This window comes from Labilithrix sp. (genome assembly GCA_019637155.1).
Lineage (GTDB): Bacteria > Myxococcota_A > Polyangia > Polyangiales > Polyangiaceae > Labilithrix.
This window is the reverse complement of record JAHBWE010000008.1, coordinates 277,109-300,548: the sequence shown is the minus strand read 5'-3', so window position 1 is coordinate 300,548 and position 23,440 is coordinate 277,109. Positions and strand designations below refer to the sequence as shown.

The 23,440-nt window shown below is 71.2% G+C and carries 24 protein-coding genes; 11 read left to right on the top strand and 13 right to left on the bottom strand.

All coding sequences use genetic code 11. The features are described from left to right. Window positions 1-31: 31 nt before the first annotated feature. From KF837_19065 to KF837_19055, 3 genes are all read right to left on the bottom strand, one after another. Window positions 32-1,345: a hypothetical protein gene (locus KF837_19065; GenBank protein ID MBX3229427.1), complete on the bottom strand. Its 1,314-nt coding sequence runs from the start codon at window positions 1,343-1,345 to the stop codon at window positions 32-34. A gap of 132 nt (window positions 1,346-1,477) precedes the next feature. Continuing rightward, a complete protein-coding gene (locus KF837_19060; GenBank protein MBX3229426.1) occupies window positions 1,478-3,217 on the bottom strand; it encodes a carboxypeptidase regulatory-like domain-containing protein in 1,740 nt (579 codons plus the stop codon). Window positions 3,218-3,325: 108 nt separating this feature from the next. Then, on the bottom strand, window positions 3,326-3,478 hold the full coding sequence (locus KF837_19055) for a hypothetical protein (GenBank protein ID MBX3229425.1): 153 nt from the start codon (window positions 3,476-3,478) through the stop codon (window positions 3,326-3,328). Window positions 3,479-3,552: 74 nt separating this feature from the next. Between KF837_19055 and KF837_19050 the strand changes: the two genes are divergently transcribed. The 5 genes from KF837_19050 (at window position 3,553) to KF837_19030 (ending at window position 6,745) form a co-directional block, all read left to right on the top strand. Next, window positions 3,553-3,699 carry a hypothetical protein gene (locus tag KF837_19050; GenBank protein ID MBX3229424.1) on the top strand — a complete coding sequence of 49 codons (147 nt, stop codon included), beginning with the start codon at window positions 3,553-3,555 and terminating at the stop codon, window positions 3,697-3,699. A 70-nt stretch (window positions 3,700-3,769) separates the two neighbouring features. Then, a complete protein-coding gene (locus KF837_19045) occupies window positions 3,770-4,429 on the top strand; it encodes a response regulator transcription factor (protein ID MBX3229423.1) in 660 nt (219 codons plus the stop codon). After that, window positions 4,426-5,787 (top strand): HAMP domain-containing histidine kinase, encoded by a 1,362-nt coding sequence (locus KF837_19040; GenBank protein ID MBX3229422.1) that lies wholly within the window; start codon window positions 4,426-4,428, stop codon window positions 5,785-5,787. Before KF837_19045 ends, KF837_19040 begins: the two co-directional genes overlap by 4 nt. Before the next feature lie 110 nt (window positions 5,788-5,897). Next, complete coding sequence (locus KF837_19035) at window positions 5,898-6,161, top strand: hypothetical protein (GenBank protein MBX3229421.1); 264 nt, start codon at window positions 5,898-5,900, stop codon at window positions 6,159-6,161. Then, window positions 6,158-6,745: a Uma2 family endonuclease gene (locus tag KF837_19030; GenBank protein MBX3229420.1), complete on the top strand. Its 588-nt coding sequence runs from the start codon at window positions 6,158-6,160 to the stop codon at window positions 6,743-6,745. The genes KF837_19035 and KF837_19030 overlap by 4 nt, the downstream gene beginning before the upstream one ends. Window positions 6,746-6,772: 27 nt before the next feature. Here KF837_19030 and KF837_19025 read toward each other — a convergent pair whose 3' ends face one another. Further along, window positions 6,773-7,732, bottom strand: coding sequence for an alpha/beta fold hydrolase (locus tag KF837_19025; GenBank protein ID MBX3229419.1), 960 nt, complete (start codon window positions 7,730-7,732; stop codon window positions 6,773-6,775). Between KF837_19025 and KF837_19020 the strand changes: the two genes are divergently transcribed. Further along, window positions 7,731-8,552, top strand: a complete 822-nt coding sequence (locus KF837_19020) for an AraC family transcriptional regulator (protein MBX3229418.1) — start codon at window positions 7,731-7,733, stop codon at window positions 8,550-8,552. The two genes, KF837_19025 and KF837_19020, sit on opposite strands and share 2 nt — an antisense overlap. Window positions 8,553-8,560: 8 nt before the next feature. Here the strand turns inward: KF837_19020 and KF837_19015 are convergent, their stop codons facing one another. From KF837_19015 to KF837_18995, 5 genes are read right to left on the bottom strand one after another with little or no spacing between them, the layout of a single operon-like run. Continuing rightward, on the bottom strand, window positions 8,561-9,736 hold the full coding sequence (locus tag KF837_19015) for a VWA domain-containing protein (GenBank protein MBX3229417.1): 1,176 nt from the start codon (window positions 9,734-9,736) through the stop codon (window positions 8,561-8,563). Between the two features lie 12 nt (window positions 9,737-9,748). Beyond that, window positions 9,749-12,043: a hypothetical protein gene (locus KF837_19010; GenBank protein ID MBX3229416.1), complete on the bottom strand. Its 2,295-nt coding sequence runs from the start codon at window positions 12,041-12,043 to the stop codon at window positions 9,749-9,751. Next, complete coding sequence (locus KF837_19005) at window positions 12,044-13,198, bottom strand: AAA family ATPase (protein ID MBX3229415.1); 1,155 nt, start codon at window positions 13,196-13,198, stop codon at window positions 12,044-12,046. It abuts the gene before it with no gap. 11 nt (window positions 13,199-13,209) lie between these two features. Further along, window positions 13,210-14,949: a HEAT repeat domain-containing protein gene (locus KF837_19000; GenBank protein MBX3229414.1), complete on the bottom strand. Its 1,740-nt coding sequence runs from the start codon at window positions 14,947-14,949 to the stop codon at window positions 13,210-13,212. Between the two features lie 8 nt (window positions 14,950-14,957). Continuing rightward, window positions 14,958-16,463 (bottom strand): hypothetical protein, encoded by a 1,506-nt coding sequence (locus tag KF837_18995; protein ID MBX3229413.1) that lies wholly within the window; start codon window positions 16,461-16,463, stop codon window positions 14,958-14,960. 82 nt (window positions 16,464-16,545) lie between these two features. Here KF837_18995 and KF837_18990 point away from each other — a divergent pair, with 82 nt between their 5' ends. Further along, window positions 16,546-17,862 carry an SUMF1/EgtB/PvdO family nonheme iron enzyme gene (locus KF837_18990; GenBank protein ID MBX3229412.1) on the top strand — a complete coding sequence of 439 codons (1,317 nt, stop codon included), beginning with the start codon at window positions 16,546-16,548 and terminating at the stop codon, window positions 17,860-17,862. On the opposite strand, the gene KF837_18985 is transcribed toward KF837_18990, so the two are convergent. Both KF837_18985 and KF837_18980 read right to left on the bottom strand, forming a co-directional pair. Then, window positions 17,826-19,229, bottom strand: a complete 1,404-nt coding sequence (locus KF837_18985; protein ID MBX3229411.1) for an ankyrin repeat domain-containing protein — start codon at window positions 19,227-19,229, stop codon at window positions 17,826-17,828. The two genes, KF837_18990 and KF837_18985, sit on opposite strands and share 37 nt — an antisense overlap. Before the next feature lie 4 nt (window positions 19,230-19,233). Continuing rightward, window positions 19,234-19,542 (bottom strand): hypothetical protein, encoded by a 309-nt coding sequence (locus KF837_18980; protein ID MBX3229410.1) that lies wholly within the window; start codon window positions 19,540-19,542, stop codon window positions 19,234-19,236. 284 nt (window positions 19,543-19,826) lie between these two features. Here KF837_18980 and KF837_18975 point away from each other — a divergent pair, with 284 nt between their 5' ends. From KF837_18975 to KF837_18960, 4 genes are read left to right on the top strand one after another with little or no spacing between them, the layout of a single operon-like run. Next, complete coding sequence (locus KF837_18975) at window positions 19,827-20,306, top strand: hypothetical protein (GenBank protein MBX3229409.1); 480 nt, start codon at window positions 19,827-19,829, stop codon at window positions 20,304-20,306. 27 nt (window positions 20,307-20,333) lie between these two features. Then, on the top strand, window positions 20,334-21,305 hold the full coding sequence (locus tag KF837_18970) for a suppressor of fused domain protein (GenBank protein ID MBX3229408.1): 972 nt from the start codon (window positions 20,334-20,336) through the stop codon (window positions 21,303-21,305). 11 nt (window positions 21,306-21,316) lie between these two features. Further along, the gene (locus tag KF837_18965; protein MBX3229407.1) at window positions 21,317-21,526 is read left to right on the top strand and encodes a hypothetical protein; all 210 of its coding nucleotides are present in this window, start codon (window positions 21,317-21,319) and stop codon (window positions 21,524-21,526) included. A 15-nt stretch (window positions 21,527-21,541) separates the two neighbouring features. After that, a complete protein-coding gene (locus KF837_18960; GenBank protein MBX3229406.1) occupies window positions 21,542-21,943 on the top strand; it encodes a DUF423 domain-containing protein in 402 nt (133 codons plus the stop codon). An 8-nt stretch (window positions 21,944-21,951) separates the two neighbouring features. On the opposite strand, the gene KF837_18955 is transcribed toward KF837_18960, so the two are convergent. Continuing rightward, the gene (locus KF837_18955; protein ID MBX3229405.1) at window positions 21,952-22,290 is read right to left on the bottom strand and encodes a hypothetical protein; all 339 of its coding nucleotides are present in this window, start codon (window positions 22,288-22,290) and stop codon (window positions 21,952-21,954) included. A 72-nt stretch (window positions 22,291-22,362) separates the two neighbouring features. Beyond that, entirely contained in the window at window positions 22,363-23,340 is a 978-nt protein-coding gene (locus KF837_18950) for an NAD-dependent epimerase/dehydratase family protein (protein MBX3229404.1), read from the bottom strand. Window positions 23,341-23,440 lie beyond the last annotated feature (100 nt).

Here is a 23,440-nt window from a genome sequence, read left to right as displayed (position 1 = left end):
GCGGCGAAGCTAGGCCAGCGCTACAGCGACATCAATACGGGGCGGCGATCGCCTTGGCGAAGTCGGGGAAGGCGATCGTGCCGTTCCAGAGGCGATCGTCGTGGGCCCAATAGAGCTTCGTCATGCCGCAGGTCCTCGCCTGGCGCAGGCTCGCGGCGAGCATTCCGCTCGGCGACAGATCGCGGTAGTGCTCCGCGGCGGCGTCGGCGAAGCCGGGGTTCTCGCCGCTGAGGCCGTAGCCGTACTCGGCGGCGAGGCGCGCGATGTAGCGCGTCGCCGACCAGCGCGTCGTCTTCGCGTCGGTCACGCCGATCGACGCGTCGCCGGGCTCGCAGCCGTCGTCGCCGCCGGAGCGATCCGCGACCGAGCTCACGTACGCGATGACGTCGCGGCGCGGGCCGAGCTTCGAGTAGAAGACCTGCCACGCCGGACCGATGCCGAGGAGGCCGCGCGGCAGGCGCTTCGCGATCGCGTCTTCCCACTCCGCGCTTCGTACGCCCATCCCCGGCGTGAGCACCTCGAACCGGCCCTCGAAGCCGAGCGCGGTCGCGAGGTCCATCTGCCAGCGCACGACGTCGTCGAGGCCGCCGACGTACCACTCGGCCCAGGACCTCACCTCTTGCGGCGTCGCGCCGTTGCCCGGCTTCCAGCCCGGGAGCGGGTTCTTCGCCATCGTCGGCGGGAGGTCGGGGCCGTTCTGGGCATTTCGGTCGAATGCCCAATACGTGCCTCCGCCGGGATAAAGCACTTCGCCGCTGCCGCCCGAGGCGACGCGCAGCCGATCGATCCCCGCGAGCGGGATCGTCTTCACCATCTCGCGGATGAAGCGCTCGGCCGCGTCGCGCACGCGCTGATTGAAGACGAAGTTGGCGCGGTCCGAGGTGTTACCCAGGTCGTCGACGTAGCGGCCGTTCGGCAGCGCGAGCACCCAGCGCGGCGTGTCGTGCAGCACGACGCCGAGCGTGATCGAGCGGCCCGCCTTGCGATGCTTGTCCATCACGCTCGCCATCTGCGTGAGGTACTGGGTGTCGAAGCGACCTTCCTCCGGCTCCGCCACGCCCCAGCGCACCTCGAGCATCGCGGTCGTGATGCCGGCCTTCATCTCGTCGGCGGCGAAGCTCGAGATCGACAGGAGCGTCCCGAAGCCGAGCCCTTCGTCGCGCGGCTTCGTCTCGGGGTCGGGGTCGGGGCCGCTCGTGTCTTCGCTGTCGTCGTCGCCCACGATCTCCGCCGGATCGCTCGTGTCCGTTTTCGACTTCGACTTCGACTTGGGCGCCTGCTCGATGATCGTCGTGCAGCCGGTGACGAAGCAGAGCGCGACGGCGAGGAGCGAGATCGGCTTCATGCAGCCGGTCGGTTCACGCGCCGTTCCATCCTGAAATCCCGGGGCGGCGGGAAAATTCCAGTCCGGAACGGCGCTGGCGCACCTTTCGGCCGAGGGGAAGACGGGCCAGCGTCACCCGACGGGAGTCACCGGTTACTGCTCTTGCTCCTGCTGCTTGATCTGATCGCAGACCGACTTCGGATAACAGACTTTGTTGTCCGAGAAATCGCAGCAGATGTTGCCGCCCGCCGAGCACGTCGAGTCGTTCTCGCAGGGCGTCCCGATGCCTCCGGCGCCCGCGTCGTAGCTCGGGAGGCCCTCCACCGTGCACTCGCCGCCGCCGCCGCCTTGCGCGCCCTCTTCGTTGCTGCTGCACGCCGCCAGCGCTTGCTGCTGCTCCGGCGTGATCGTGGTGGACTGGCCGTTCGGGCAGGTCATCGTGTAGCCGCCGCTCTGGTCGAACGTGAACGTGTAGACCTCGCCCGTCGGGAGGCGGTAGCGGCTCTGGTAGTTGCTCCCGTTCATCGACGCCGCTTCGATCGTGGCGCAGACGGTGCCGTTGGAGCTCACCATGTCCTGACCGGTTCCGGTCGACACCATCTTCGCGCCGTTCGCGTAGCTGATCTCGTAGCTGCCGCCCGAGTACCTGATCGTGCACGCGCCCGACGGGTCGTAGCAGCCGCCCATCTGCCGCCCGAGCTGCTCGAAGCAGGTCCCGCCGAACAGGTTCTGCGCCTCGGCGCAGGTCTTCCGCGATCCGTCGGAGCCGATGAAGACGTCTTTTTCGACTTCCCACGTGCCGATGTCGACGCAGCGCGCGTCGTCCGCCCGCGGCGGGACGTCCGTGTCGGCGCTGCCCGATTGGATCTCGCGCGCCTGACCGCCGCCGCTCTTGTGGTAGGCGGCGACGTTCACGCCCGAGTCCTTCCGGACCGCGATGCAGAACTTGCCGTCCTCGCCGGTCGTGGCCTCGCTCGTGCCGAAGTACGTGACTCCGTTCGCGACGACGCGGGCGCCTTCGAGCGGCCCGCCGCCCTTCTCGGTGACGGTGCCGCAGGCGCAGGTCGCGAGGTAGACCTTGTCCGCGTTCCAGAAGGAGAGGTGGGTCGCCTTCGCGACGTAGGTGCGCGTGGCCGCGTCGTACTGCGCGGTCCCCTCCGCGACCCAGACGCCCTTCACTTCGTCGAAGCTCCAGAGGTCGATCGTCGGATCGGGGTTCGCCGCGCCGGCGGGGGCGGGGATCCGGATGTCGAGCTCCTTCCCCGCCGCGACCTGGAGCTTCTCCTCGCCGCGGCGGATCGTGATGTCGATCATGCCGAGGGACTCGAGCATCGCGGGCTGTCCCGCGGACTGGGCGAGGAAGTCGCCGGGCGCGGCGCGGACCTCGGACGGGTTGCTCGGATCGAGCGGCGTGAGGACGACGTCGACCGATCCCGTGACCGGCGCGCCGCTCTTGTCGACGAGCGCGTTCGGCGGGACGACGACCTTCACGCCGCGCGCGCCTTCCACCTCGCCGCCGGTGTCCGCGCTGATGGCGACGGGGGCGGGGGCGGGGAGGAGGACGGCGTCGAGCTGCGTCGCGTTGCGCGCGCCGATCGTGATGCGCTCGAGGCCGTCGGCGAAGCCGGTCTTGCTGAAGCGCACGACGAGCTCACCGGTCGCGCCCTGCACCGTGTACTGGCCGGAGGCGTCGGACATGGCGGTCTTGCCGCCCACGTCGACCTTGACCCCGGCGACCGGCTGGCCGCTCGTGTCCTCGACGCGCCCGCGGAGCGCAGGTCCGGTGGGGGCGGAGGGGCCGGAGGTCTTGTCGCTCGAGCACGCGTAGAGCACGGCGCAGACGGAGACGAGGGTGAGGGCGCGGCGGTGAAGGCGGGACGTAGAGAAAGCCATCTTGTCTCGGACGTGGTTGGGAGCGTTGGATTCAGGGGGTCATTCGTTCGGATGACAGGGCGCGAGGTGGTGGGGCACCATGGGTGCACGGGAGTGCCTACGTGTCCGTCATGCGGCCTCGACCTTACCTCGGATCGCCTCGCCGCGACCATCGGTGATGCAGTCGCCTGTCGTGCGCGGGGAGCGGGACGCGGCGACGTCCGTCGCCTCTTCGCCGCCGACGGCGCGGAGGAGCGACTTCGTCGGAACGTCGATGTCCAAAGTGAACGGCGAGCGCGGAGCCGCCGACGAGGTGGAGGGTCTTTGCCTGCGGGAGCTTCCCTATGCCGGGGCGCGTGCCCCTGACGGCGGTCGCTCCCGCCGCGGGCCTGGTGAGCAACGAGGGCGACAGCGTGCACTTCGACGCGCCCTCGCTGCGCACGTACGTCGCCCGCTATGCGGCCGCGCTCGACGCCGCGCGCGCCAACGTCCGTCCCTGCTGAGCTGAAGCGCAGGTGAAGACGTCTTCATGAACGGAGGGGCGTTCGGGGGCGGAGGTACGATCGATGTGGAATGAAGCTCCTGGTCGTCGAGGACAACCCGAAGGTCGCGCGCTTCCTCGTTCGCGCGCTCTCGGAGGAGGGGCACGCCGTCGACCAGGTCGGTGACGGGACGCGGGCGCTCGAGCAGATCGAGGCGGTGTCGTACGACGCGATCGTCCTCGACTGGATGCTGCCCGGGACGGACGGGATCGCGGTGTGCCGCGCCGCGCGCGATCGAGGGGTGAAGACACCGATCCTGATGCTCACCGCGCGGGCGGAGGTGGGGGAGAAGATCCTCGGCCTCGACGCCGGCGCGGACGACTACCTCGCGAAGCCGTTCGATCTCGGCGAGCTGCTCGCGCGCGTGCGCGCGCTCGGGCGCCGCGCGGGCGGGCCGACGCTGCGGCTCGGGCCGCTCACGATCGATCCCGTCGCGCGGAAGGTGCTCGCCGGAGGTCACCCGATCGACGTCACCTCGCGCGAGCTGTCGCTCCTCGTCTACCTCGTGCAGCACGCGGGGCGCGCGGTGAGCCGCTCGGAGCTCTTGCAGAAGGTCTGGTCGACGAGCTTCGACCCGTCGTCGAACGTGGTCGAGGTGCACGTGAAGAACCTGCGCGAGAAGCTCGGCAAACACGACGCGATGATCGAGACCGTGCGCGGCGTCGGATACCGCGCGGTCGCGCCGCCATGAGGCTGCGGACGCGGCTCACCGCGGCCTTCACCGGCGTGACGGCGAGCGTGCTCGTCGCGTCGTTCGCGATCGTGTACGAGCTCGTCGATCGGGACGAGCTGCGCGAGATCGACCACGCGCTCCTCCTCCAGGCGAACCAGGCCGCCGCCACCGCGCTCGAGAGGAGCTCCGCCGATCCGCGCGTGCGCGACGGCACCGGCGAGATCGTCGAGCCGCCCTCGCTCACGACGCGCTACGCCGCGACCTACGAGCGCGACGGCGGCGTCGTCGCGGTGACGCGCTCCTTCGGCGAGGCGCCGGCGCTCGAGGACGCGGAGGCGCCGGCGGGCACGCCGGTCGACCTCTACCATCGCGGGGTCCACCTCCGCGGCGTGCTCGTGCCGCTCGGCCCGCAGCGCACGCTCCTCTACGCGGTGCCGCGCACCGGCGTCGACAAGGACCTCGGCTTCCTCGTGCGCACGTTCGCGGGCCTCTTCGCCGCCGCGACGCTCGTGACGTGGCTCGTCGCGCGCGCGCTCGCGCGTTCGCTCGTGCGCGACGTGGAGGCGATCTACGAGGTCGCGGACGCCGTCGCGGCGGGCAAGCGGGGCGCGCGCGTCGGCGGTCGCGCGAAGGGGAGCGTGGAGACGCGGCTCCTCGCGGAGCGCCTCGACCACATGATCGAGCGGCTGGAGGAGCTCGTCGCGTCGCAGCGCGTCTTCATCTCGAGCGCGGCGCACGAGCTGCGCTCGCCGCTCACCTCGCTCCGCGGCGAGCTCGAACTCGCGCTCCGCCGCGACCGCACCGCGCCGGAGTACAAGGAGACGATCGAGCGCGCGCTCGCGGACGCGGTCTCGCTCGTGACGCTCGCGGACGACCTCCTCGCGATCGCGCGGAGCGAGGGCCGCCGCGTGGAGCGCGCGCGCGAGCCGACGCGCCTCGGCGACGTCGTGGACCAGGCGACGCGGATGGCGCGCGGGAACGCGGAGGCGGCGCGGGTCGAGGTCGTCGTCACCGGCGCGGCGAAGGACGTCGCGGTCGCGTGCGCGCGGGAGGAGGTCGCGCGCGCGCTCAGGAACCTCCTCGACAACGCGATCGCCCACACCCCGAGCGGCAAGGTCGTCGCGGTGCGCGCGGAGCTCGCGGACGATCGCGTCGACATCGTGGTCGAGGACGAAGGCGCGGGCGTGAAGACGGAGGACGCGCCGCTCCTCTTCGCGCCCTTCTGGCGCGGCACCGGCGAGCGCGCCGCCGCCGCGGGCGCAGGCCTCGGCCTCGCCCTCGCACGCGAGATCGCGCGCGCCGAGGGCGGCGACGTCGCCTACGATCCCGCCCACGCCCCCGGCGCCCGCTTCGTCCTCACGCTCCCGCGCGCGTGACTACGCCCAAGGCACGAGGCGGGCGGCGAGCTGCTCCAGGTTCGCGCCGCGGATCGCGCCGGAGAGGAGGTCGGGCAGGAGGTTGGCGCGATGCGGACGATATAGCCGCAGTGCGCTGGCGACGAGTCCGCGGCGTCGAGAGCGCCCACACCCAAGCGGCGGTATCGACGGTCTCCTTCGTCGTCGCCGCGGCGCTCGTCGTGGGCGCCGTTACGTTGTTCGTGCTCGGCGGACCGCAGCAGGCCAGGCCGCCAATCTCCCGCTTGCTGAAATGGCGATCGGGCGCCGGAATGCTCCTCGCGGGCGGCAGTGATCTATTCGCGACCGCGGCACGCGAGGAGCTCTCGGCGAGTGGTACGCTCAGCCAATCATGACTGCTGCGTCGAGCAAGCGGCTGACGTTCGAGGAGTACGTCGCCATCGAGGAGCAGAGCGAGGAGCGCCACGAGTTCTATGCGGGCGAGCTCTTCGCGATGGCCGGAGGGACGCCGGAGCACGCGGCGGTGTGCGCTGCTGTCACGCACGCTCTCGTCGCTCAGCTCGTTGCGCCTTGCCGTACCTTCAGCGAAGCGCTGCGTGTTCGAACTCCGAGCGGGAAGGTCGTGTATCCCGACGCCCTCGTCATCTGCGGCGGCGTGCTCCGTGACCCGAGCGATAGGAACACGGTGACCAACCCGACGCTCGTGATCGAGGTCCTGTCGGAGAGCACCGAAGCGTATGATCGCGGCAAGAAGTTCGAGCACTATCGCTCGTGTCCGTCGCTCGTTGAGTACGTGCTCGTGGCATCGCGCGGCGCGCCTGCGATCGAGCGATTCGTGAAGACGAACGGGGTCTGGACGATCGACACCCCGGCCTCCTCCGGCCAGACGCTCAGCCTCGCATCCGCTGGCGTGACGCTCACCATCGATTCGATCTACCGTGGTCTCGTCGGCGAAGACGGCGCGATTCTGGAGCTCTGAGCGCGCGTGAGCCGCGTGAGCCGGCGCCTACTTGGACTCCACCCGACCGAGCGGTTCGGCCGCGTTCGTCAGCGTGTGCCGGGCTTCTTGCCAAGCCGGGTCTCCGGGGAAGAGCTGGCTCCGGAGATAGGCCCACGCCAGGAGCTGCACGACGGCGACGCGGGCCGGGTTCTCGTCGGTGGTCTCCGCGACGTCGTAGCCGGAGACGCCGCCGAGCAGGTGCCCGGCTCCGAACAGCGTGACGAGCGCCTTCTCGCCGGGAGAGAGCAGGTACGGATCGGCGAACCACGCCGCGCCCGCGGTCGTGAGGTGAGCCGAGACGTCCTCGTCGCCGGCGACCACGAGCGCGGGCGTCGTCATCGTCGAGAAGTCGATCGTCGCGAAGAACGGGTAGCTCTCGGCCGCGTGTTTGCTCAGCGCGTCGCCGCGCCCGGGCGCGGCGAGGAGCACGCCCGCCTTGATCCGCGGCTCGGCGACGCTCACCGGCGGTCCGCCCGACGGGGCCCGGTGGCGCGCGCCGAGGAGGACGCTCGCGGTGTGGCCGCCCATCGAGTGCCCCAGGACGGCGACCTTGCTGCGGTCCATCCGCCCTGCGATCGCCGGGACCTCGCGCTCGATCGCGTCGATCGCGTCGAGGACGTGCGTCATGTCCTCGGCCCGCGAACGCCAGAAGAGCGGCGCGTCGGGGTGATCGGAGCCTCGGAACGGGAGCGTATTCGAGTCGAGGTGCGTGGGCTGGAGCACGACGAAGCCGCGCGCCGCGAAGTAGTTGGCGAGCGGCGCGTAGCCGTAGAGCGACGAGACGTAGCTCGAGGGGCCGTGACCGTGCGAGAGCAAGAGGATCGGCAGCCCGTCGCCGGTCACCGGCGCGGAGACACGGAGCTCGAGCGCGGCGGGGCGACCCGAAACGGGCAACACGACGGGATGGATCGAGAGGACACGCGCGAACGCGCGCGGGAGCGCGACGGAGGGTGACGATGGGCTCATGAGGTCGGTTCCTTTCACGAGCTTTCGTAGCTCTCGCCTCTCGCCTTCGATTGGAAGGAGCGGACATTTGCTCCCCGCGCTTGAACGATCGCGGTGGACGCGCGAGAGTCCGAGCGTGCTCTCGCGCTTCGTCGAAGAGGTCCGCGTCATCACGGAGCGAACGGATCGGTTCTATTGGCTCCCCGACGGGCGAACGGCCCTCGTCTTTCGCGTGCTCGAGGGAGGTCGAGAGGGAGACGTCGCCGTCCTGGGGCCGCGGACGCGCGCGCTGTTCAAGACGCCGCGCGGCGTCGCGCGGGTGGTCCTCGTGCAGTTCAAGCCGGGTTGGTCGGCGTCGCTCCTGGGCGCGACCGCGAGCGCGCTGACGGATCGTGTCGTCCCGCTCGAGGACCTCTGGGGCCTCGCCGGCGGCGACCTCGCCGGCGAGCTCCTCGAGGCGCGGAGCCTGCCCGAGGTGATCGACCGCGTCGCCCGCGCGATCGCGCTCCGTAGCGGGCGGAGCCGGGAGTCGTCCTCGGCGCGCCTCGCGCGGCGCGCCGCACGCTTGCTCGAGGAGGGCGCCGTTCGCGTCGAGGGCGTGGCGGAGCAGCTCGGCGTGACGGCGCGGCACCTTCGTCGCGCCTTCACCGAGAGCATCGGCATCGGACCGAAGGACTTCGCGCGGGGCGTTCGCCTGCGGCGCGCCGTGCGGATGGCCGCGACCTCGCAGGACTGGGGGAGCATCGCCGCCGGCGCCGGCTACTACGACCAGTCGCACCTCATCGCCGATTTCCGCGACCTCGTCGGACTGACGCCGGGCGCCTTCCTGAAGCGCGCGTGATCGCCGCGCTACGCCCGAGGCACGAGGCGGGCGGCGAGCTGCTCCAGGTTCGCGCCGCGGATCGCGCCGGAGAGGAGGTCGGGCAGGAGGGGGGGGGTGCAGCCGAAGCAGGGGACGCCGAGCGCGCGGAGCTTCTTCGCGAGGTGCTCGTCGTAGCAAGGGACGCCCGAGTCGGAGAGGGCGAGGAGCGTGACCGCGCGCACGCCGTCCTCTGCCATCGCCTCCATCCGCCGCACGAGGTCGGCCTGGTTGCCTCCCTCGAAGAGGTCGGTGATGAGGATGAAGAGCGTCTTTCGTGGGTCGTGGATCAGGCCCTGGCAGTACTTCACCGCGCGGTTGATGTCGGTCCCGCCGCCGAGCTGCACGCCGAAGAGGAGGTCGACCGGATCGCTGCTCTGCTCGGTGAGGTCGACGACCTCCGTGTCGAAGACGATCACGTGCGTCTCGAGCGACGGCATGCTCGCGAGGATCGCGCCCGTCACCGCGCCGTAGACGACCGACTCCGCCATCGAGCCGGACTGGTCCATGCACACGATGACGTTCCACGACTTCCGCCGCATCTGCCGCGACCAGAAGAAGAAGCGATCGGGGATGACCGTCTTCTTCTCCGCGACGTAGTTCTTGAGGTTGCTCCCGATCGTGCGCTTCCAGTCGAGGTTCGGGAGGCTCTTCATCGGCGAGTGGCGCGAGCGATCGAGCGCGCCGCGGACGGCGGAGACGACGTCGCTCTCGAGCTTCTTCATCAGCTCGTCGACGACCGCGCGTACGACCTGGCGCGCGGTGTCCTTCGTCTTCTCCGGGATCATCCCCTTGAGCGACATGAGCGTCCCGACGAGCTCGATGCTCGGCGTGACCTGGCCCAGCGTCTCCGGCTCGAAGAGGAGCTGCGTGAGGCCCTTCCGCTCGATCGCGTCTTGCTGGATGACGGCGACGACGTCGGTCGGGAAGTAGCTCCGGATGTCGCCGAGCCACTTCGCGAGGCGCGGCGCGGAGCGACCGAGGCCGGCCGAGCGCTCGCCCTTCTCCGCGGGTCGCTCCTCATCGACCTCGTAGATCTGCCCGAGGGCCTCGTCGATCTCGGCGAGCTCGCCGCCGAGGATCGGGCCGCTGCCCCCGCCCTCTGCGCGGAGCCCTTCCTCTGCCGTCTTCCCGAGGATCAACCGAAAGCGTTCCAGACGGTCCATTCGGCGCCTCCTTCAGAGCAGGTCCAGATCGGCGAGATCGCCTTGCAGGTCGGCGATCTCCTGTTCGTCGAGCTGCCGCTCGACAAGGGCGGCGAGCTCGGGCGCGCCGGCGCCCTTCCAGACCTCGCCGAGGACGGAGACCACGCGGCGGATCTCGCCCTGCGAGAACGTCGAGAACGCGCGGCGGAGGTAGAGGAGCGCGCGGCGGAAGGTGTCGTCGTCGAGCGCGTCGACGTAGGCGGAGAGGCTCGCCCAGAGCGACTTCCGCATGAAGAGCGCGGCGCGGTTTCGCTGCACGAGCCCCTCGAACCAGCCGACGCCGACGTCGGCGTGCGTCCCGGGCGAGAGCCGGCGCGCGACCTCGCGATCGATGTCGTCGTCGTCGAGGATGCCGCGCTCGATGAGGAGGCCGGTCGCGTAGCCGGAGAGGAACGCGTGGCGGTCGTCGCTCTCCGCGACGCGGCGCACCTCCTCGATCCAGCGCGCGGGATCGACGTCGTCCTCGCCGAGGAACGCGACCTCGTGCACGCGATCGATCCCGCGTCGTACGAGCTTCGCCGCGTCGTCGGCGCAGACACAGGCGCCGAAGAGGAGGAGCGTCGCGCGGAGGTAGAGCTGCGCGAGGACGGGGCGGAGCGGCGCCGGATCGACGTCGCGCACGTTGCCGTAGCGCACGACGTCGGAGAGGTTCGCGATCGCCTCCGCCGCGCTCGGGAAGCCGGCCTCGTCGACGGTGAGCTCCTGGACCTTCCGCGTCGCGAGCGAGAGCGCGTCGGCGAGCTCGCAGCTCGCGGCGCGGAGGAGCGTGCCGGTCGCGGCGCCGGTGTCCTTCGCCTCCTCGAGCTCGAGCGCGAGGGCGTAGGCCGCGCCGGCCTCGACGCTGTCGGCGAGGAGGGACTTCTCCGCGAGCGTGATCTCGCACTGCGGCGTCCAGCGCACGGACCAGACCTCGCGCGAGGTGCCGCGTTGCTCGCGCGCGAGCGGCTTCGCGAAGCCGACGTCGAGGACGGCGAGGCGATGGAGGAACGTCGAGCGCGCGCGATCGAGGAACGCCGCTTCTTTCGTCTTCTTCGTGCGGTCCTCGCGCAGATCGAGCTCGAGCTTCTGGTCCTTGTCCTCGATGTACGCGCCGAGCTTCAGCGTCTTCACGAGCTGGTGGAAGTCGTCCTGGAGCGCGGTGCGGCTCACGCCGGGCGGGAGCCTGCCGACCGTGGTCCCGATCTCGACCGCACGGAGCGCGGCCTCGACCGGGCGAGGATCGCCGTGACCGAGGAGCGTGATCGCGGCGTCGCGGAGGTCGCGGAGCGTGGGGACCGCGCTGCCGTTCAGCGCGGCGAGGCCTTCTGCGAGGCGGAGCGCCTCGATCACGTCGGCGGAGGAGCGCGTCTGGCCGCTCTTTCGAAGCGCGTCGGCGACGGAGGCGAGGTAGCGCGCGCGCACGCGGTCGGGGGTCCCCGCGCGCGCCTCGTCGAAGACGGTCTCGAAGTAGGAGGGCGCGTGGTTGCCGGCGCCGTAGCCGCTCTGCGACGAGAGCCGGAGGTAGCTGTACGGCATGAGCGTGAGGACGCAGTCGGCGCGCTTCAGCTTCGCGAGCTCGGCGTCGGTCGTCGCGGGCAGATCGTCCGTCAGCACCGGGGCGTGGTACGCGCCGCAGACGACGACGGCCGACTTCTTCCCCTTCGCCGTCGCGTCGCGGATCTCGCGGCGCATGTACGCCTCGCGGAGGAGCGTCTCCTCCGTCCGCCGCGGCGCGTCCTTCCGCACGTCGCGGAGCCCCTTGCCGAACTCGAAGATCGCGCTGCGGTAGGCGTCGACCTCGTGCGTGTGCTCGAACTGGCGCTCCCACCACGTCTCGTGATCGTGCTCGCCCGTCACGTGCGCGATGAGCTCGTACGGATCGTCGAGGTAGGCGCGCGAGCGATCGGGCTGCGCGTCGGCGGTGGCCTCCTCGACCTCGGGGTCGACCGCCTCGTCGTCGCGGAGCTCGAGGAAGATCGACGCCGGCAGATCGATGAAGCGCACGGTGCGCTTCTTCTCGAGCGCCCAGCGCGCCGCGACCCACTCCGCGCAGTACGCCGCGAGCGGGTAGACGAGCGACCGCACCGGCCGCGTCTTCGTGAACGCGAGGATCGCGACGGGAGGCTCTGTCTTCTTGTGGACGAGGTGGACGAGCTGGTCGGTCGCGTCGGAGGGGCCCTCGATGAGCACGACGTCGGGGTCTCGCTCGTCGAGGAACCGCAGCACGTGCCGCGCCGCCGCGGGCGAGAAGTGGCGGACGCCGAAGACAGGAGCGAGCTCCTTGGCCATCTACTTCTTCTTCGCGGCGGCGACGGGCGCGTTGCTCCCGAGGAGCTCGCGGCAGGCGGTGTAGAGCGGCTCCCACTCCTTCCCGCGCTTCTTGACGATGTTCTCGAGGTACTCCGTCCACGGGGCGAGGTCCTTCGTGTCCTCCTTCATGATCGCGGCGTGGACGCCGGCGGCGATGTCGCGATCGTCGACCTTGCCGCTCCCGAAGTGACCGGCGAGCGCCATCCCGGAGCCGATGAGGCTGATGCACTCGGCGGTCGAGAGGAGGCTCGAGGGCGACTTGATCTTCTGCTTGCCGTCGAGGGTCTGCCCCTTCCGGAGCTCCTGGAAGATCTGCACGACGCGCCGCACCGCGACCTCGGCGGGAGGAGGCGCCGGGAGCTTGAGCTGCGAGCCCGTCTCCGCGACGCGCTTCATCACGATCGAGACCTCGGTGTCGAGGTCCTCCGGCACCGGGAGGACGACGATGTTGAAGCGGCGCTTCAGCGCGGCGGACATGTCGTTGACGCCGCGGTCGCGCGTGTTCGCCGTGCCGATGAGGCTGAAACCACGGCGCGCGTGCACGTGCACCCCGAGCTCGGGGACGGTGAGGACCTTCTCGGAGAGGATCGTGATGAGGGCGTCCTGCACCTCGGCGGGGCAGCGCGTGACCTCCTCGAAGCGGACGATCTTCCCGCTCTCCATCGCGCGGTAGACCGGGCTCGGCACGAGCGCCTTCGGCGTCGGTCCTTCGGCGAGGAGGAGCGCGTAGTTCCACGAGTAGCGGATCTGCTCCTCCGTCGTGCCGGCGGTGCCTTGCACGAGGAGGAGGCTGTCGCCGCTGATCGCCGCGGTGAGGTGCTCGGAGAGCCACGACTTCGCGGTGCCGGGCTCGCCGACGAGGAGGAGCGCGCGATCGGTCGCGAGGGACGTGATCGCGATCTGGACGAGGCGCTGGTTGCCGACGTACTTCGGCGTGATCTTGGTCCCCGCGACCTCGCCGCCGAGGATGTACGTCTCGACCGCCTTCGGCGACATGCGCCAGCCCTCGGGGCGCGCGCCTTTGTCGTTCTTCTCGAGCGCCGCGAGCTCCGCCGCGAACAGGAGCTCCGCCTGCTGCCGCAGGACGTCCGGGGCCGCCTCCGATGTCTTCGTCGCTGCTGACGCTTTCGCCATGTCCGCTCTTTCTAGTGTCCAGGGAACTTCCGTTCGAGGTACTGCAGCATGCTGCGGATCGGCCAGTTCTCGTAGGCCTCCGGCTTCTTCAGCGCCGCGTAGATGGTGCGGACCTTGTCTACGGTGGTCTCGTCCGCGAGCTCGAGGACCGCGCGGCGCACGGTGTACATCACGTTCGTGCCGACGTTCTTGAGGATGGGATCGATCGCGCGCTTGTCGCCGAGCGCGGCGAGGCCGTGGATGGCGTCGTTGACGACCTCCGTCGCTCGATCCTTCTCGAGGCGCGCGAGGAGTGGCGCGTACGCGCGAGGGTCCTTCGTGCGGCCGAGCGCGGTGAGGACGCCGTTCGGCGCGTCGGGCTCCTTCGCGAGCGCGAGCAGCTTCTTGACCCACCGCTCGCCGAGCGGCGTGAGCTCGTCCTCCTCGTCGGTGCAGCTCCACACCGTACTCACGCGGTACTTGCCGATCTTGCTCGAGCGGTCCTTCGCCTCGAGGAGCTTCACGAAGCGATCGAAGCGCTCGTCGGGAGGGAGCTTCGCCACCGCGCGCGCGGCGACGCGGAAGAGGCTCTCGTCCTTGCCCTCGAGGAGGTCGGCGACGAGGCGCAGGTCCTCGAGCCGGCCCTGGCCGATGAGACAGCTCGCGGCCGCGGCGGGGTAGTCCTCGAGGAGCTCGCGCGCGATCGGCGGCACCCGCTTGTCGACGTGGCGCGTGAGGGCCTCGAGGATCGCGAGCACCTGGCTCGTCGCCATCGCCTGCCGCGAGCTCGCGGCCTTGTCCGCCTTCTTGACCCTGGCCGTCGCGTCCGCCGCTGCCTTCTGCAGGCGCTCGATGAGGCCGTCGACGACCTTCGCGTGCTTCGACTTGCCGAGCGCCTCCGCGGCTTGGCGGACCGTGCGCTCGTCCTCGAGCGCGCCGAACAGCATCGCGAGCGAAGCGTCGGAGCTGTACCCGCCGAGCGCGCGCACGGCGGCGCGGCGAACGTCGCCCGCGCGCTCCTTCTCGAGGATCGAGAGCGCGATCGGCTCGAGCTCCGGGACGCCGGGCATGTGATCGGCGATGGCGTCGAGGGCGGCCTCGCGCATCTCGGGCGATCCTTCGCGGACCGCTTGCTCCACGAGCGGCTGCGCGCCATGACGCTCGACCGCGACGAGGGCGCGGAGCCTTCGTCCGTCGACCTTCTTCCCCGGGAACCGGAGCTTCGCGCGGATCGGATCGACGATGGCGCGCCCGAACTTCGGCACGACCTGGTCCGAGACCTTGTCGCCGATGTAGCTGTCGCCCATCGACTGGATCACGGCGTGGACGAGCCGGAGGTCGGCGACGTCGCCGCGCTCGACCGCGCCGTCGACCTTCTCCATGCGGCCTTGCCCCGTCATGACGAGCGCGTCGTGGAGCGCGTAGAGGTCGCGCGCGTTGCACGGGGTCTGCACCTCGGGGACCGCGGTGAGCGGCGCGTCTTCGGCCGGGACCGGCGCGAGCTGGGCGAGGCCGGCGCGCACGGAGGCGATCGAGGTCATGAGCGAGATGAGCTCGCTCGCTTGGTCCTTCGGCTTCGCGTCGAGCACGGCGTCGATCTGCTCGTTCAGGCGCGCGAAGACGGGCGGCGACTTCGCGCCGAGCTTGGCGATGAGCTTGCCGAGCGCTTCCTTGTCGCGCATCAAGTCAGCGTTGCCGGGCGCGAGGTGCGCGCCGGCGACGAGGAGGCGATCGGTGGAGTCCGAGAGCTTGCGGATGGTTTCGCGGGGCATTCGACCTCCTACATTCCGACGCGGACGTGGTTGGTTCCGACGATGAGCGCGAGCGGCTGGCCGTGGATCGCCTCGTCGGCGAGCCCGACGTAGAGCCGGACGAGCATGGAGGCGGGCTGCTTCAGCGCGCCGCTCGCGTCCTGCGCGGCGCCGGCCGCCATCTCGAGGTTGCCGAGCGAGCGGTAGCGCGCGAGCACCGAGTCGGCGAGCGAGAGCTTCGCGCCCTTCGCGTCGACGAGCGCGAGCCCGCGCGCCGTCTTGCGGACGTCCTTCACGCGGAGGAGGAAGACCGCGTCGTCCGGCGCGAGCGGGTTCTTGATCTGCTCCTTGAATTTCGGGAGCGCGGCGTCGAGGGTGACCGCGCGCTCGTGGATGCGGTCGAAGTCGGCGACCTCCACGTTGCGCGACTTCCGCGCGCCGATCTCCCAGCGAATGCGCTTGTTGACGAAGCCCGGGTAGATCGCGGCGTCGGCGATGAGGAGCGGCTTCTCGTAGCTCTCGCCCTCCTTCATCTTGTCCATGCGGTCCGTCGGGCGGAACGTGCGGTCGACGTAGATCGTCCCGTCTCCGAGATCGAGGAGCCAGCTCTGCTCGATCCGCTCGTCGCGGACGTGGTCGTCGTAGCGCTCGTAGGCGAGCTCGAGGAGCTCGAGCTTCTGCTTCGCGTGCCCGCTCGCCTTCAGCTCGTCGAGCTTCCACACGCGGCCGAGGAGCTCCTCGACGACGGCGTCGGCGTCGTCCTGCGACTCGCCCTCGTCGAGCTTCTCGTCGAGGTACTTGCGGCCCTTCCGCACCATCGCCCAGAGGCGCGTCACGTGCCGCGTCATCAAGCGATGGCGCTCTTCGTCCGGCAGGTCGTCGCCCGGCTCGCGGAGCTGGTAGTAGACGTCCTCGTCGTCGTCGTGCTTCTCGGGGGCGGCGAGGGCCGCGATCCGGCGGAGCCGCTCCGCCGCGCCGGGGAGGTAGGCGTCGTTGAGCTGGCGCGCTTGCTCGATGAGCTTCGCCGCGCGCTTCTTGTCGATCGCGCCGATGCCGTTCTTCACCGCGTCGAGGAGGAGCGGCTCGAGCAGATCGTCGATCGCCTTCCGCTGCGCCTCCGACTTCTTCTTCTGCGCGGCGACGTTCGCCTCCTTCGGCTTCGCGCTCGCCTCGGCGCGCTTCTCCGCGCGCACCGCGCTCTTCGCGCGCTTCTCGACGAGGTCGGCCGGCGGCTCCGCGGCCTTGAACTTCGGCGCTTGCTCGAGGAAGTGAACGAGGAAGCCGAGCGTGTGCTTGCACGGCGGCGGCTTCACCGGACAGCTGCAGCGAAGGGTAGGGGCGTCCCCGCCGAGATCGACCGAGAGCTCGTACGGCTTCGCCCCGCTCCCCTGGCACTGGCCCCAGAGCAGCGTCCCGTCTTCGGTCTTGAAGACGTTCTTGAACGCTCCCTTCTTCGAGAGCGTGCGTCCGTCCGAGAGGGCTTTCTCCTTCGTCGTGACAGCGCGAATCAGATCCTCGCTCACCTCGACCGCCATGTCGAACCTCCCAGCGCGACGAGGCTACACGGGTTGTCACGAGGGCGTCGATGATCGGATGCGGAGCCCGTATCATCGGGAAATGGTCCGCCCTGGTCGCTCCTTCGTCCCGATCGTCGCGGTGTGCGCCGCTTGCTCGAGCAGCGACGCGGAGCCCGGCGCCACGAGCCCGCCGCCGTCCGACGACGGAGGGCGCGCCTCGCCGATCGAGCCGGAGAAGAAGCCCGAAGAGCCGGAATGCAAGGAGGGCGACTGCGCTCCGGAGGCCCCTCCGACGCCCACCGACGGCGTGAAGAACGGCGACGAGACCGACGTCGACTGCGGCGGTGCGAACGCGCCGAAGTGCGAGGTGGGCAAGAAGTGCGAAAAGCACACCGATTGCAAGAGCGACGCGTGCCCGTCGAAGGTGTGCCTCTCGTCGCGGAGCTGCAAGCAGCACTTCGGCGGGGACACGTGCGGCGCGGGTGAGGTCGGTCAAGACGGGGCGAAGCACGAGGACTGCTGCCTCTCGATCCGCCCCGGCGAGCACGACTTCCGCGTCGACAAGTACCTCGTCACCGCGGGGCGCATGCGCGCGTTCATCGACGAGGTGCGCGCCGAGAACGGCGGCGTCCCGAACGTGCGCGCGTGGGTGGCGGCGCACCCCGACCGCGTGCCCAATTGGCAAGCGGCGTGGAACGTCTCGCTGCCCTCGAGCGAGGCCGAGCTCGTGCAGATGATCGGCACGGGCCACGACCCGGGCGCGTACTGGACGACCGCGGGCCAGGCCAACGGCTGCTACGTCGGCGGGCAGGGCGCGCCGACCTACTGGCACTCGGCCGCGAACCTGAGCAACTTCGCCGGCGACGTCGCGCGCGTCTACACGCAAGAGCAGCTCGACGTGAAGGTGCTCAACTGCACGCCGGCGGCGATGTTCGCCGCCTTCTGCGCGTACGACGGCGGGCGCCTGCCGACGTCGGCGGAGTGGCTGCTCGCGGTGCGCGGCAAGGAGACGGCGGCGGAGCGTCTCTTCCCGTGGGGCAACCCCGTCGCGCCGCGCACCAACACCGCGGCCGTCAACGCGGAGATCGCCCAGCGCGCCTCGTACAACAAGAACTACCAGTTCCCGCCCACGCCGGCGGGGCTCCCGGCGGACGCGCTCGCGGCCGACGGTCGATCGCGCGATCGCGGCTTCGAGGTCCCCGCGCCGGGCCGCTTCCCGCTCGGCGCCGGGCCGTTCGGTCACGCCGACCTGCTCGGCGTCGCCGAGACGATGGTGTTCGACCAGCGCTTCGTCATGATCCGCCAGTACGCGTTTCAGGAGGCGTACTACAACGTCCAGGCGTACGGGAACTTGATCAACCGGCAGCAGTACACGAGCCACTACGCCGTCGCCGCCCGCTGCGCGCGACCGCTGTAGCCCTCCGCGACCGCGCGCGTCGCGGCTTCGAACGCGAAGTCCGGGATCGACGCGAGCATCTCGTCGCGCGTGCCGGTGAGGAGCGTCCACGATTTCCCGAGCCTGCCGACGAGCGCGTGCTGCCCGTCGGCGAGCTGCCCGAGGAACAGATTGGGGCCGCGCCAGAGCACGCGCGTCACGTCGAGCGGAGCGGCGGTCTTCGCGTGGCGCGCCGCGGCGGCGACCATCTCGGCGACGAGGATGCGGCGATCGAGCTCGCGCAAGAGCTCCGTCACCGAAGCGCCGGCCGCGCGCAGGATCGGCAACATGCGAACCGCGGCGGCCTTCGCGTGGACCCACATGACGTCGTGTTTGCCCTTCAAGAGCGTGGCGGCGGCGCCGGTCGCGCGGCGCGCGATCTGGAGCGCGGGCGAGTCTCCGCGCGTGTCGCGAGACGCGGCGACGAGCGCTCCGTAGCGATGTTCGGGGGTGCCGGCCGCGGCGTTGACCTCCTCGCCGTGACCCGTGCGCGCGCGGGGCGAGGGGGTGTCGATCGACGCGCGCGCCATCGCGATGAGCTCGCGCGCGGCGTCGGCGTCGGCGGGCTTGGAGACCTCGACCGCGCGCTCCGCCATCCACGCCGTGAGGAGCGCCGCTTCGCGCGACGGGCACACGGGCGTCTCTCCGCCGAGGTGCGGCGGCTCCTCCGGTCGCTCCTCGGCGGTCGCCTTCTCGAGCGCGCCCTTGAGGATGGGGTGCACCTTGACGACGGTGACGACCTTCACGCGCGGCGCGCGCGCGACGGTCAGGCTCTCGGCCACGAGCTTCCCGAGCTCGTCGTCGGTCATCGATTGCACCTCCGCGAGCGGGATCGCGCGCCACCCTTCGCCGTCGCGCACCTCGAGCGCGTCCTCTTCGCGCTCGATGCGCGCAAACTCGAGCCTGCCCGAGTGAAAGGAGAGCAAGGTGTTGTTGCGCCGCTGGACCTGATCGTGCGTGGCCGACACGCGGGAGAGCTTGCGGCACGCGTCGTCGATGCGGCGCTCGACGTCGCTCTTCAGCGACGCGCGGGCCGGCGACTCGGCCACCTTCGCGCCCGCCTTGGGCTTCTTCCTGGCCTCCTTTCGCAGGTACGTCGCGACGTCGCTCGCGTACCCGAGCTGGCTGGGCATGAGGCGGTTCCCGTCCTTCGCGCGCGGATCGGCGCCGGCGGCCACGAGCAGCTTCGCGATCTCGAGCGCGCGCTCGTCGTTCCGTGCGAGGTGGACGACGTGGAGCGGCGTCCGCTCGGTCGCGTCGCGCGCGTTCGGGTCGGCGCCCTCGGCGAGGAGCCTCCGGACGAGCTCGACGTCTCCGTTCACCGCGGCGCCGTGCAGAGCCGTGCTCATGCCGCTACTGCGCTCGCTCGCAGCGGTTGTCCTTGCAGGCGCACCGCTCGATGTCCGGGTACCCGCAGACCGAGCCCGTACCCTCCTTGGCGCAGCGCGCCTTCACCGCGTCGGGATCGGTGACCGCGGCCTTGTTGACGCAGGCCGGATAGTAGCCGCAACAGTTGCCGACGTCCTTCACCTCGCAGTCGCCGTCGGTGTTGCACGAGGTGTCGGGCGTCGGCGGCGCGGGCGGAGGTTCGTCCGTCGACTCGCCGGTGTCGCAGCCCGCGATGAAGGCGAAGGCGAAGGCGAAGACCGTGAGCCGCGTCATGGCCGGAGGGTAGAGCCGCCCGAGCGCCGCGCCGGCAGAAAATTGCACATGACGACGGTCCACGAGCGACCAGGCAGCGCCGCGCGTTCTCCAGAGGAGCACGCGATCCGCTTCGCAGGGCCACGTCGCGACGCCGCGGCGCGCGTGCAGCGCGAGCAGCAACGGGTGGGGGCGCGGGAAAATCAGGGCGATTTTCGTGCGCGGACGTCGCGCACTTCCTCCCGTCACAGCCGATGTAGGACGTGACGGCGGCCGGCGGCACGGCGCTCGCTCCAAGAGCGGACATGGTCAAGGTGCTCTTCGCGTTCGCCGCCGTCGTCCTCGCCGCGGCGTGCACGCCGGACGTCGAGGCCTTCGAGGGTCCCGGCGCGAAGGTCACCGCGAACAAGAACAAGTCGCGGGACCGCGACGAAGACGACGACGCGCCGTCGTCGTCGAAGTCGAAGCCGAAGAAGACGAGCACCCCGAGCGATGACGAGCCCGCGGAGCCCGCCACGCCCGCGACGCCGTCCGAGCCCGCGCCCGCTCCCGCGCCCGCGCCCGCGCCGGCACCGGCGAAGACCTGCTCCGCCGAGGCGACGTTCGACGCGTGCTGGACGTGCTGCGACCCGACCGGCATCGATCACGCGACCGGCGACGCCTACGACGCCTGCGCCGGCGATCCCGCGTGCGAGGACGCGACGGTGCAGGGGTGCCTGAACGACGCGGTCTGCGCGAAGGCCTATTCGTGCTTCGAGACGAGCGGCTGCGGCGACAAGCCGTGACCGCCGCGCCGTGGTACGGTGCGCGCGATGTCGCTGAACGGATGGGACTCGATCCGCGCCGCCGGCAGGAGCCTCTACGGCGCGCAGGAGCCGCGGCACCTCGCGAGCGTCGTCGGCGGCGCGTTCACGGGGCGTGACCCGCTGGAGGGCATCGACTGCTACGCCAGCTCCTCGCTCGGCGCGCCGCACTGGCACTACCTCACGTACGGGCTGACGGAGCTCCGAGGCAAGGAGTCCCCGAACCCGGAGGTCAGCGGATGGGGCATGGAGCTCACGATGCGCGTCGCGCGCGGCGCCGAGGGCGAGCCGCCGATGTGGCCGGCCGGCCTGCTCCAGAACCTTGCACAGTACACGTATGAGACCGGCCGCGTGTTCGAGCCCGGCGCGCTCCTCGACGTGAACGGTCCGCTCGCCGAGGGCGCGGCGACGGTCCTCACCGGCCTCGTGTTCACGGACGATCCCGAGCTCGCCGTGACGGTCGCGACGAACAACGGCGCGTTCCGCTTCGTCCAGGTCGTCGGGCTCGCGGGCGACGAGCTCGAGGCGGCGTACGCGTGGTCGCCGAGCGGCGCCCTCGGCCTCCTCTCGCACGTGCAGCGGAACGTGACCGACCTCGCTCGCCCGAGCGCGCTCGCGTCGTCCTCGGCGCAGGCCGCGTTGCTCGAGCGCATCGCGCGGGAAGGCTCGGCGACGGAGGTGCTTCGCCTCCCGGCGCTCGGCATCTCGCAGGACGAGGGCGGGCTCGTCCTCGAGCTCGGAGCGCGCTCGCTGGCGCGCGTCGCGCGCGTCGTCGCGGGGCGGCTCGGGCACGGCCGCGGCCTCCTTCTCCGGATCAACGACAGCAGCCTCGAGCTCCGGCCCGGCGATCGCGTCGCGCTCGACGAAGAGTCGGGCGTGCTGTTCGTCACCGCGCCCGCGGTCGCGAGCCTCGCGAACGTCGAGCCGCGCGCGGGGAAGTTCTCGCTCGCGCCGGGCCTCTCCGTGCAGCTCCACGCGTAGCGATCGAGCCGATGGTGATCTGGTCGAAAGGCACCGCGACGGCGCTCGAAGGCACGGCCGGCCCCTTCGTCGCCAAGCTCGCGCGGAAGGGCGACGGTCGTTGGGACTGGAAGATCTACGCCGACGGCGCCGAGAACCCGCTCGCCGCCGGCGTGTCGCCGACCTCCGGCGCGGCGAAGACGAAGTGCGAGCAGTTCGTCGCGCGCTCGGGCCGCGTCTGATGGTACGCGAGGGCGATGGAACGTCTCTCCCTCGTCGCGTCCGGCGTCTTTGGTTTCCTCGCGGTCGCGCTCGGCGCGTTCGGCGCGCACGGGCTGAAGACGCGGCTCGCCCCGCTCGCCGACGGAGCGCAGCGCCTCGAGTGGTGGAACACCGGCGCGCATTACCAGGCCATCCACGCGCTCGCGCTCGGCCTCGTCGCGTACCTCGCGTCGCGCTCCAGCTCCGCGAGCGTGAGCGTCGCGGCGTACGCGTTCAGCGCCGGCGTCCTCCTCTTCTCCGGCAGCCTCTACGGCATGACGCTCTCCGGCGTCCGCGCGCTCGGCGCCGTCACGCCGCTCGGCGGCCTCGCGTTCCTCGTCGGTTGGGGCGCCGTCCTCGTCACCGCGCTGCGGCTGCCGCCGGCCGCGACGCCGTAGCCCCGCGATCAGCGCGCCGGCTTGACCGGCTTGATCGTGTCGTCGGGGATGCCGCCGCGCGCGGGGAGGACCGGCTTGATCGTGTCGTCGGGGGTGGAGCCGCGCGCGGGGAGGACCGGCTTGATCGTGTCGTCGGGGGTGCCGCCGCGCGGGTTCGCGACGGGCTTGACGCCGTCGTCGGCGGTGCCGGCGCGCGGGCTCACCGGGGGCACCACGGGCTTGACGGTCGGGCCGTTCACCGGCGCGCGGAGCTGGTTCGCCGCGGCGGCGTCTTCGACGCTCTTGTCGTTGCACGCGGCGAGCGCGCTGCAGAGGGCCACACAACCGAGGAGCGTGAGGAGCTTCATGGGCGTTCCATTGGACGGAGCATCGCGCCGCCGAGCATGTCACCCCATCGTACGACATTCGCCCAAGCGTGCCTAAATCCACTTCATTTCGCGGGCCCAGGCGTTCGTCGCCGCGACGACCTCGTGCGCCGGGCGCGGCTCGTAGCCGAGCGCCTTCCGCGCCTTGTCGATCGTGAAGAGCGGCGCGCCGCCGGCGACGTCGTCGAGGATCGCGCGCGTGATCATCGGCGGCTCGCCCGACACCGCCGAGACCGCCTCCGCGACCACCGCGACCGCGCGGAGCACCCACATCGGCGGAAGGCCCTGCGCCGGCTTCTTCCCCGTCTCCTTCTCGATCAACGTCGCGAGGGTCGGCATGTCGACGTTGTCGCCGCCGAGCAAGTAGCGCTCGCCCGCGACGCCGCGCTCGGCCGCGAGGCGGTGTCCGCGCGCGACGTCGCGCACGTCGACGACGTTCATCGGGAACGGCACCGGACCCTTGCCGCGCAGCGCGTCGACGAACGGCGCCGTCGTCGGCGTCTTCCGGTAGTCGTGCGGCCCGAGGACGGCGGTCGGGAGCACGGTGACGACGTCGACGTCGAGCTCCTCGGCGAGCGCCCGCGCGCGGCGCTCCTGCTCGCGCTTCGCGCGGATGTACGGCGACGTCGCGGCCTCGCCGAAGGCGGTCTCGTCGAGCGGCTCCCCGCGCGTGAACCCGACCGCGTTGCAGCTGCCGGTGAGGACGACGCGCTTCACGCCGCGCTCCTTCGCCGCGCGGAGCACGTTCTCCGTCCCGACCACCGCCGGATCGACGATCGCGCCGTCGTCCTTCGCCCAGAGCACGTACGGCGCGGCGAGGTGGAAGACGATCGTGCAGCCGTCCATCGCCTCGTGCACCGCGCCGGCGTCGCGGACGTCACCGCGCACGAGGCGGACGTCGAGCCCGTCGAGCCCGCGGAGGTCCGCCCCGTCGCGGACGAAGGCGACGACGGCGTAGTCGTGATCGAGGAGCTCGCGGACGAGGTTCGAGCCGATGTGTCCGTTGGCGCCGGTGACGAGTGCTCGGTTCATCGCGGGCCGACGTAGCGAACCGCGTGCCGAACGGAACCCCGCGTCGATCGCGCGCGCTGTAGCCCCGGGGGCAACACCCGCGCGACGCCGGTGTTGCTCC

Excerpts from the sequence above, each read along its gene's own strand:
- KF837_18980 (MBX3229410.1), bottom strand. The coding sequence starts at position 19,542 with ATGACGCGGCTCACGGTCTTCGCCTTCGCCTTCGCCTTCATCGCGGGC.
- KF837_18975 (MBX3229409.1), top strand. The coding sequence starts at position 19,827 with ATGGTCAAGGTGCTCTTCGCGTTCGCCGCCGTCGTCCTCGCCGCGGCG.
- KF837_18960 (MBX3229406.1), top strand. The coding sequence starts at position 21,542 with ATGGAACGTCTCTCCCTCGTCGCGTCCGGCGTCTTTGGTTTCCTCGCG.
- KF837_19060 (MBX3229426.1), bottom strand. The coding sequence starts at position 3,217 with ATGGCTTTCTCTACGTCCCGCCTTCACCGCCGCGCCCTCACCCTCGTC.
- KF837_19000 (MBX3229414.1), bottom strand. The coding sequence starts at position 14,949 with ATGCCCCGCGAAACCATCCGCAAGCTCTCGGACTCCACCGATCGCCTC.
- KF837_18970 (MBX3229408.1), top strand. The coding sequence starts at position 20,334 with ATGTCGCTGAACGGATGGGACTCGATCCGCGCCGCCGGCAGGAGCCTC.
- KF837_18985 (MBX3229411.1), bottom strand. The coding sequence starts at position 19,229 with ATGAGCACGGCTCTGCACGGCGCCGCGGTGAACGGAGACGTCGAGCTC.
- KF837_19040 (MBX3229422.1), top strand. The coding sequence starts at position 4,426 with ATGAGGCTGCGGACGCGGCTCACCGCGGCCTTCACCGGCGTGACGGCG.
- KF837_19020 (MBX3229418.1), top strand. The coding sequence starts at position 7,731 with ATGAGGTCGGTTCCTTTCACGAGCTTTCGTAGCTCTCGCCTCTCGCCT.
- KF837_18990 (MBX3229412.1), top strand. The coding sequence starts at position 16,546 with ATGGTCCGCCCTGGTCGCTCCTTCGTCCCGATCGTCGCGGTGTGCGCC.
- KF837_18950 (MBX3229404.1), bottom strand. The coding sequence starts at position 23,340 with ATGAACCGAGCACTCGTCACCGGCGCCAACGGACACATCGGCTCGAAC.
- KF837_19005 (MBX3229415.1), bottom strand. The coding sequence starts at position 13,198 with ATGGCGAAAGCGTCAGCAGCGACGAAGACATCGGAGGCGGCCCCGGAC.
- KF837_18995 (MBX3229413.1), bottom strand. The coding sequence starts at position 16,463 with ATGGCGGTCGAGGTGAGCGAGGATCTGATTCGCGCTGTCACGACGAAG.
- KF837_19010 (MBX3229416.1), bottom strand. The coding sequence starts at position 12,043 with ATGGCCAAGGAGCTCGCTCCTGTCTTCGGCGTCCGCCACTTCTCGCCC.
- KF837_18955 (MBX3229405.1), bottom strand. The coding sequence starts at position 22,290 with ATGAAGCTCCTCACGCTCCTCGGTTGTGTGGCCCTCTGCAGCGCGCTC.
- KF837_19015 (MBX3229417.1), bottom strand. The coding sequence starts at position 9,736 with ATGGACCGTCTGGAACGCTTTCGGTTGATCCTCGGGAAGACGGCAGAG.
- KF837_19025 (MBX3229419.1), bottom strand. The coding sequence starts at position 7,732 with ATGAGCCCATCGTCACCCTCCGTCGCGCTCCCGCGCGCGTTCGCGCGT.
- KF837_18965 (MBX3229407.1), top strand. The coding sequence starts at position 21,317 with ATGGTGATCTGGTCGAAAGGCACCGCGACGGCGCTCGAAGGCACGGCC.
- KF837_19030 (MBX3229420.1), top strand. The coding sequence starts at position 6,158 with ATGACTGCTGCGTCGAGCAAGCGGCTGACGTTCGAGGAGTACGTCGCC.
- KF837_19065 (MBX3229427.1), bottom strand. The coding sequence starts at position 1,345 with ATGAAGCCGATCTCGCTCCTCGCCGTCGCGCTCTGCTTCGTCACCGGC.
- KF837_19045 (MBX3229423.1), top strand. The coding sequence starts at position 3,770 with ATGAAGCTCCTGGTCGTCGAGGACAACCCGAAGGTCGCGCGCTTCCTC.